The organism is Saccharopolyspora sp. NPDC002686 (genome assembly GCF_040295745.1).
Lineage (GTDB): Bacteria > Actinomycetota > Actinomycetes > Mycobacteriales > Pseudonocardiaceae > Saccharopolyspora > Saccharopolyspora oryzae.
Genome location: NZ_JBEOVY010000361.1, coordinates 1 through 7,645, shown reverse-complemented (window position 1 = coordinate 7,645; position 7,645 = coordinate 1). Strand labels below are relative to the sequence as shown.

6 protein-coding genes are annotated in these 7,645 nt (G+C 68.0%); 3 read left to right on the top strand and 3 right to left on the bottom strand.

The features are described 5' to 3' along the window. Positions 1-103: 103 nt before the first annotated feature. Positions 104-994, bottom strand: a complete 891-nt coding sequence (locus ABTZ89_RS32460; RefSeq protein WP_270953085.1) for a RecB family exonuclease — start codon at positions 992-994, stop codon at positions 104-106. An 88-nt stretch (positions 995-1,082) separates the two neighbouring features. Here ABTZ89_RS32460 and ABTZ89_RS32455 point away from each other — a divergent pair, with 88 nt between their 5' ends. Together ABTZ89_RS32455 and ABTZ89_RS32450 are read left to right on the top strand one after the other, a co-directional pair. Further along, positions 1,083-2,222, top strand: a complete 1,140-nt coding sequence (locus tag ABTZ89_RS32455) for a site-2 protease family protein (RefSeq protein WP_351051954.1) — start codon at positions 1,083-1,085, stop codon at positions 2,220-2,222. Between the two features lie 177 nt (positions 2,223-2,399). Then, complete coding sequence (locus ABTZ89_RS32450) at positions 2,400-3,233, top strand: tRNA (adenine-N1)-methyltransferase (protein WP_351051951.1); 834 nt, start codon at positions 2,400-2,402, stop codon at positions 3,231-3,233. 612 nt (positions 3,234-3,845) lie between these two features. On the opposite strand, the gene ABTZ89_RS32445 is transcribed toward ABTZ89_RS32450, so the two are convergent. Both ABTZ89_RS32445 and ABTZ89_RS32440 read right to left on the bottom strand, forming a co-directional pair. Beyond that, complete coding sequence (locus ABTZ89_RS32445) at positions 3,846-4,604, bottom strand: Rv0361 family membrane protein (protein ID WP_351051949.1); 759 nt, start codon at positions 4,602-4,604, stop codon at positions 3,846-3,848. A gap of 37 nt (positions 4,605-4,641) precedes the next feature. Further along, the gene (locus ABTZ89_RS32440) at positions 4,642-5,295 is read right to left on the bottom strand and encodes an Rv0361 family membrane protein (RefSeq protein WP_351051947.1); all 654 of its coding nucleotides are present in this window, start codon (positions 5,293-5,295) and stop codon (positions 4,642-4,644) included. Positions 5,296-5,823: 528 nt separating this feature from the next. Here ABTZ89_RS32440 and arc point away from each other — a divergent pair. After that, complete coding sequence (arc, locus tag ABTZ89_RS32435; protein WP_270953093.1) at positions 5,824-7,614, top strand: proteasome ATPase; 1,791 nt, start codon at positions 5,824-5,826, stop codon at positions 7,612-7,614. The last annotated feature ends 31 nt before the right edge of the window (positions 7,615-7,645 follow it).

Genomic DNA, 7,645 nt, shown 5'->3' with positions numbered 1-7,645 from the left:
GCAGCCAACTACGACCCCTACGAGGACTGATCCACCCGCAAATTCCATTGAAATCGGGCGTCCGATTTCAATGGAATTTGCGTTGGGACGGCGGAACCGGGGGTCAGTCGGTGCGGTCGAGGACGGACTCGTCGCCCGGGTTCGGTTCCGGCCAGCCGGGGTAGGGCGGGGGAGTTCCGCCGAAGGCCGGGCAGAGCGGCTTGTGGTCGCAGTAGTCGCACAGGCGGCTCGGGTTCGGGCGGAAGTCGCCGGTCTTGCCCGCGCGCAGGATCGCCTGCCAGATCGCCTCCAGCGTCCGCTCGAAGCGGCGCAGCTCGGTCTCGTCCGGCGCGTAGGCCAGGCGCTGCTTGCTGGCCAGGTACATCAGCAGCAGCTGGCGCGGGATCTCACCGCGGGTGCGCCACAGCACCAAGGCGTAGAACTTCATCTGGAACATCGCCTTGGCCTCGCCGATCTCTCGCGGCGCGGCGCCGGTCTTGTAGTCGACCAGCCGGATCTCGCCGGTCGGCGCGACGTCGACCCGGTCGATGAACCCGCGCAGCAGCACCCCGGAGTCCAGCTCGGTCTCCACCCGAAGCTCGCAGGCCTCCGGCTCCAGCCGCTGCGGGTCCTCCAGCTCGAAGTAGGCGTCCAGCAGCGAGGTCGCCGATTTGAGCCAGCTCGCCAGTTCGGGATCGTCCGGGCCGTCGAACAGCTCGGCCAGCTCCGGCTGCTGCTCCTGCAGCTCGGCCCAGGCCGGTTCGAGCAGCGCACGCGCCTGCTCCGGGTCGCGCTGCTCGGTCGGCAGCGCGTACAGCCGCTCCAGCACCGAGTGCACCACGGTGCCGCGCACCTGCGCCCTGGTCGGGGTCTCCGGCAGCCGGTCGACCGCGCGGAAGCGGTACAGCAGCGGGCACTGCTTGAAATCGCTGGCGCGCGACGGCGACAGGGCCGGACGTCTGGTCCCGCGCTCCTGGACCGCGCCGCTTGCTGCTGTTCCCACCGGTTCCGCCATGGGCAGGAACCCTAATCGAGCCGTCCGACACGCGATCAGGCAAGTGCGGATGACATCCGCCTCACAGCGGGGGTACTACCCTGCGCGCATGCCACCGACCGCATCCCCGCCTGCCCGGCCGAAGCTCAACGACGGTGGGTTGCTGCTGTGCCGGGTCGCCGGGGTGCCCGTGATGCTGTCCCCGTCCTGGTGGCTGGGCGCGGCGCTGATCGTGCTGCTCTACACGCCGCTGGTGGGCAGGATCCTGCCGGGCGCGGGCGTGTGGGAGAGCGCGGTGCTCGCCGCGGTGTTCACGGTGTTCCTCGCGATCTCGGTGCTGCTCCACGAACTGGGGCACTGCCTGGTCGCCCTGCGGCTCGGTCTGCCGGTGCGCAGGGTCCGGTTGTTCCTGCTCGGCGGCCTGACCGAGATCTCCAGAACGCCGCCCAAGCCCACCCAGGAGGGGCTGATCGCGGCCGCGGGACCAGCGGTGTCGCTGGTGCTGGCGGTGGCCACCGGCATCGGCTGGTTCGCGATGGTGCCGGGCGGGGCGATCTGGCTGCTGGTGGTGCAGACCTGCGTGGCGAACCTCGCGGTCGCGGTGTTCAACCTGCTGCCCGGCCTGCCGCTGGACGGCGGGCGGATGCTGCGCGCGCTGACCTGGCGGGTCACTGGCAGGCGCAGCGTCGGCACCACGGCCGGCGTGATCGGTGCGGGAGTGGTGGCGGCCGCGCTGATCATCTGGGCGCTGGTGGGCCTGATCCAGGACGCGCAGGACGAGTGGCTGCGACTGGGCGTGTGCGTGCTGATGGCGTGGTTCGTGGTGGCGGGGGCCAACGCCGAGCGGACCGCGGAGCAGCGCACGAGCTGGCCGCCCGGGCTGGAGCTGAGCGACCTGGTGCGCCCGGTCCTGCAGCTCCCGGCGGAGAGCCCGGTGGGCGATGCGCTGGTGGCCGCGGCCGGCCGCGGAGTGGTGCTGGTGCGCGCGGACGGCATCGCGGTGGGCCTGCTGGACCAGACCGCGGCCGAGCGGTTGGCCACCCACGCGCCGAACGAGCCCGCCGAACGCGCGGCCGAACCGGTCGACCCGGACACGATCCTGCTCGACAGCGAGTCGCCGGAGGCGATCCTGGAGCGCGTGCAGACGGTCCTGGCCTGGCAGTTCCTGGTGATCGACGAGGAAGGCCGCCCCAGCGGCGTCCTCCGCCGCGAAGACCTCCGAGCCGCACTGCGCGCCCGCCGCACCTGAGAGCCGCGCGCCCGTTTCCGCTGGTGGCGGGTCGTGAGCACTTTGAGGTGCTATAGCGCCCCAAAACACTCACGACACCTGACCAGCGGAAACGGAGCGCCGGAAGCCGCTCCTCGAGGTCGTCCGACCCTCTGCGACGATGGTGCGCTGTACCAGCGGCGAGAAGGTAGGCAGCAGTTGAGCAGCACCGTCAGCGGTGAGTTCCGGCCCGGAGACCGGGTGCAGTTGACCGACCCCAAGGGGCGGAAGTACACGGTCGTGCTGGAGCCGGGAGGGGAGTACCACACGCACCGCGGCGCGTTGGCGCACGACGACCTGCTCGGCAAGCCCGAGGGATCGGTGGTGACCTCGGCCGGCGGCACGTCGTTCCTGGCCCTGCGCCCGCTGCTGTCCGACTACGTGCTGTCCATGCCGCGCGGCGCCCAGGTCATCTACCCCAAGGACGCCGCCCAGATCCTGATGTGGGGCGACATCCGTCCGGGCGTGCGGGTGCTGGAGGCCGGAGCGGGCTCGGGCGCGCTGAGCTGCTCGCTGCTGCGCGCGGTCGGCTCCGAGGGCAGCGTGACCTCCTACGAGGTCCGCGAGGACCACCTCGAGCACGCCGAGCGCAACGTGAAGCGCTTCTTCGGCGAGAAGCCGGACAACTGGACGCTGACCCTGGGCGACCTCAAGGACTACGACGGCGAGCAGGTCGACCGCGTGGTGCTGGACATGCTCGCCCCGTGGGAGGTCCTGGACAAGGTCCACGAGAAGCTGGTCCCCGGTGGCGTCCTGGTGGTGTACGTGGCGACCACGACCCAGCTCTCCCGCGTCACCGAAGCGATCCGCGAACAGCAGAACTGGACCGAGCCCCAGGCCTGGGAAACCCTCATCCGCCCCTGGCACGTGGTCGGCATGGCGGTCCGCCCGGAACACCGGATGGTCGCCCACACGGCATTCCTCCTCGTCACCCGCCGCCTCGCGGACGACGTAACCCCACCCCGAGTCCAACGCCGCCCCAGCAAGGGCTGAAACCCAGAGCAAAACGGCCCGCCCGGAAGATTCCGGGCGGGCCGTTCTCATAACCCCAGGCTATCGGAGATATTTCCTGATCCTTTGGAGATCAATCCCAATTGGCGGCTCGCTGACATGCTTCGCCAGCGTCGCCCGACTCGACGCCCATGCTTCTGAGCTGATCGTGACAGGACAATTGTCCAGGAAGGCCGCCGTGTTCGCCTTCGGCGCAGGCGTTAATGGCGCCTGGGCCGACCACGTACCCCTTGGATGACAAAAAATCCTGGCAGTGCGACGCTCGTGCCTGGGCCGGTGCCGCCAGGACGACGGCGAAACCTGCAGTCGCAGCCGCTGTAGCGACCACGGTGGTGATTCGCTTCCCCAGTTTTCGCATTTTTCCCCTCTTGCGATGAAATGACCGTTTGGTCGACGCCATCCTTTCGGTCACGCATGTGAGCGTCAACGGCCTTTTGGGTGAGAGGGGGTTCACTGCCCTTTTTGTTCGATTGTTTGCGGATGTCGAGGATGTTGTTGTAAGGAGGCTTGAATGGATCTCCCTGATCGCATGTAAACAGCAAAACGGCCCGTCCCGGATTTCCCGGGCGGGCCGTTCTGTTGATCGGGTGGCTGTCAGCAGAGCTTCCACTCGCCGTTCTCGACGACCATCTTGAACTCTTCGTCGATCGGCTGGGACTCGTTGATCTGCCGGCCCATGAGCTCCATGTTGAAGGTCATCTTGCCGTTGACCTTGGCGGTCGCGGTGTTGTCGCCGTTCTCCTTGACCTCGCCCAAGGTCATCTCGAACTTCAGGCCGTCGATCATCTTCTTGACGTCGGCGTCGGACATGCCCAGCTCCTTGAGATCGCCGAGCTGGCCGCCCTTGCCCTCCATGGTGTCGATGATCTCCTGGAACTGCTCCTTGTCCTTCTGGCAAGCCATCGTCTGGAGCGTTGCGAAGTCCTTCGCGTTGATCGCGTCGATACCTGCCTGCGCAGTGTTGCGCGGGTCGCCGGGGCCGCCGGTGAAGACCACGACCAGGACGATGACCAGGCCGATCACCAGGAGACCGCCTACGCCGCCGAGGATCCAGGGGAGGGGGGACTTCTTCTTCGGCGGCTCGAAGCCCTGCTGGCCGTACGGCGAGGTCGGCGGGTACGGGGGCTGACCACCGAAGCCCGCCTGCTGCTGGGGGCCGCTGGGCGGGTACTGGCCGCCCGGCTGCTGGCCGAAGCCCTGCTGCGGGCCGCTCGGCGGGTACTGGCCGCCTGGCTGCGGCTGACCCGGCTGCTGCGGGTACTGGCCGCCGGGCTGGGGACCGCTGGGCGGGTACTGGCCGCCCGGCTGCTGGCCCCAGCCACCCTGGCCGGGTTGCTGCGGTGGGTACGTCACGTCTTGTCCCCCTCGTTCGATTTGTTCGGTTGTGAGATCACTGGTCGAGCTGGCAGATCTTCCACTCGCCGTTCTCGACCTTGAGCGTCATGGTCTGGTCGACCGGGTGGGCCTTCCCCTCGGCGGTGAAGGTGCCCGTGAGCTTCGCGGTGGCCGACTCGCCACGCTCCGTTACCTGGCCGAGCTCGACGTTGAACTTCCACTGCTCGAGCTGGTCCAGGTCCTGGTTGAGCTTGGCTTTGTTCGACTCGCACACCAGGCCTCGAACGCCCTTGAAGTCGTGGGCGTTGACCTTGGTCACGAGCTCCTGGGCGACCGGCTTGGCCTCGCCCGGCCCGCTGGCCAGCCAGAAGTACGCGCCGACGACACCGCCGGCGAGGACGACGAGCACCCCGACCAGGCCGAGGATCAGCGGCAGCTTCGACTTCTTCTTCTGCGGTGGTTCGACGTCGGCGAAACCGTTGGGCTCCTGGAGCCAGGAACCGGGGCCGAACTCGCTGCCCCACTGCGGGGGCATGGGCGCCTGCTGCTGCTGATCCGGCCCCTGCTGGCCCCAGCCGGTGTGCTGGTTGCCGTAGAAGGCGGGCTGCTGCTGCGGGGTTTCCGAAGGTCCCTGCGGCGGGAACCCGTTGCCCGCGGGTTGCTGCTGGCCCCACCCGCCCTGTCCAGGCTGCTGCGGCGGATAGGTCATGGACTCCTCCCCGGAGGTCTGCGTCGTGCTGCTGGCCGTCTGCGCGGCGGCCGTAAGTAGATCAGAGCGCGCAGCGCGACGTGCACGGAGTGGACTTTTCGGCGCCGAATCGTCATGGGCGCCTCACCGGTGGGAAGTGGCCGGAGATGCCGGTTGTTCCAAATGATGGGAGAAGTTCACGGTGTTCCGACCGGGCCCCCTGGGTAACGCCACCCGGTTGCCGGAGTCGTTAACCCGGATGCCGGTCGGTGGGCGCGATCCGTGCGGTGCAACGGAAAACCGGTGCTGGTGGGGGGCCTCGGGCACCGCGCGGGCCGCTGCGCAACGTATCGATCGGACCATGATCGTCGACGCACCGTGTCCGTCCCGATCAGCTCACCGCCGACCCACTGGCACCAACCTGCTCCACTTCGTGGGTATTCGCGGATTTTTGTGGCACGCTGGGCGATCCGGCGGACATTCACGACGCCGCCGTCGTCGGTGATCGCCGGTACCGTGGTGGTACGAGCACGGGAGGAGGGTGCCGACATGCAGCACGACCGTCCCGGCAGCCGGCCAGAGGAGGGCGGCGAGCAGTACAGCGGTGGCACTGCAGAACTCCGCAGCCAGATCCGTCTCCTGGAGGACGAGGTTGCACTGCTGCGCCGCAGGCTCAACGAGTCGCCCCAACAGGTCCGATTGCTGGAAAAGCGGCTGGCCGAGGCATCCGAGAGAGTGAGTCAGCTCACCGAACGGAACGGCAAGCTCACCGAGACCCTGAAGGAAGCGCGGGGCCAGCTGATGGCGCTGCGCGAAGAAGTCGACCGACTCGCCCAGCCCCCCAGCGGGTACGGGGTGTTCCTCAACCGCTTCGAGGACGGAACGGTCGACGTGTTCACGTCTGGTCGCAAGATGCGGGTGGCGGTGTCACCCAACGTCGAGACGGAGGAACTGAGACTGGGCCAGTCAGTGCGCCTCAACGAGGCACTGACCGTGGTGGAGGCTGGTGCGTTCGAGCAAACCGGTGAGGTCTGCACCTTCCGGGAGCTCCTGTCCAGCGGTGCCGGGGAGAGCCCCCGCGCGCTGGTCCTGGGCCACACCGACGAGGAACGCGTGGTATGGGTGACCGAGCCGCTGGCGGCCTCCGGGCTCAAGGCGGGCGACTCGGTGCTGGTCGACAGCAAAGCCGGGTACGCCTACGACGTGGTGCCCAAGGCTGAGGTCGAAGACCTCGTGCTCGAGGAGGTGCCCGACGTCGGCTACCAGGACATCGGTGGCCTGTCCGGGCAGATCGAGCAGATCCGCGACGCCGTGGAACTGCCGTTCCTGCACTCCGACCTCTACATCGAGTACCAGCTCCGGCCACCCAAGGGCGTGCTGCTCTACGGCCCGCCGGGCTGCGGCAAGACGCTGATCGCCAAGGCCGTGGCCAACTCGCTGGCCAAGCAGGTCGCCGCCGCGCGCGGGGACGACGATGGTCAGGCCAAGTCCTACTTCCTGAACATCAAGGGCCCCGAGCTGCTCAACAAGTTCGTCGGCGAGACCGAGCGGCACATCCGGCTGATCTTCCAGCGGGCGCGGGAGAAGGCCTCCGAGGGCACCCCGGTGATCGTGTTCTTCGACGAGATGGACTCGATCTTCCGGACCCGCGGCAGCGGTGTGTCCTCCGACGTGGAGACCACCATCGTCCCGCAGCTGCTCAGCGAGATCGACGGTGTCGAGGGCCTGGAGAACGTCATCGTCATCGGCGCCTCCAACCGCGAGGACATGATCGACCCGGCGATCCTGCGGCCGGGCCGGCTGGACGTGAAGATCAAGATCGAGCGTCCGGACGCGGAGTCCGCGAAGGACATCTTCTCCAAGTACCTGACCGGGCAGCTGCCGATCCACGAGGAGGACCTCAAGGAGTTCGGCGGGGACAAGTCGGCGTGCGTGGAGGCGATGATCCAGACCACGGTCGAGCGGATGTACGCCGAGACCGACGAGAACCGGTTCCTGGAGGTCACCTACGCCAACGGGGACAAGGAAGTCCTGTACTTCAAGGACTTCAACTCGGGCGCGATGATCCAGAACATCGTGGACCGGGCGAAGAAGGCGGCCATCAAGTCGGTGCTGGAGACCAAGCAGCCGGGTCTGCGGGTGCAGCACCTGCAGGACGCCATCATCGACGAGTTCGCCGAGAACGAGGACCTGCCCAACACCACCAACCCGGACGACTGGGCCCGCATCTCCGGCAAGAAGGGCGAGCGGATCGTCTACATCCGCACCCTGGTCAGCGGGAAGAACCAGGAATCCGGTCGAGCGATAGACACGGCCACCAACACGGGCCAGTACCTGTAAGCGCCGGGTTCGGGGCCGCCACCATCCAGGT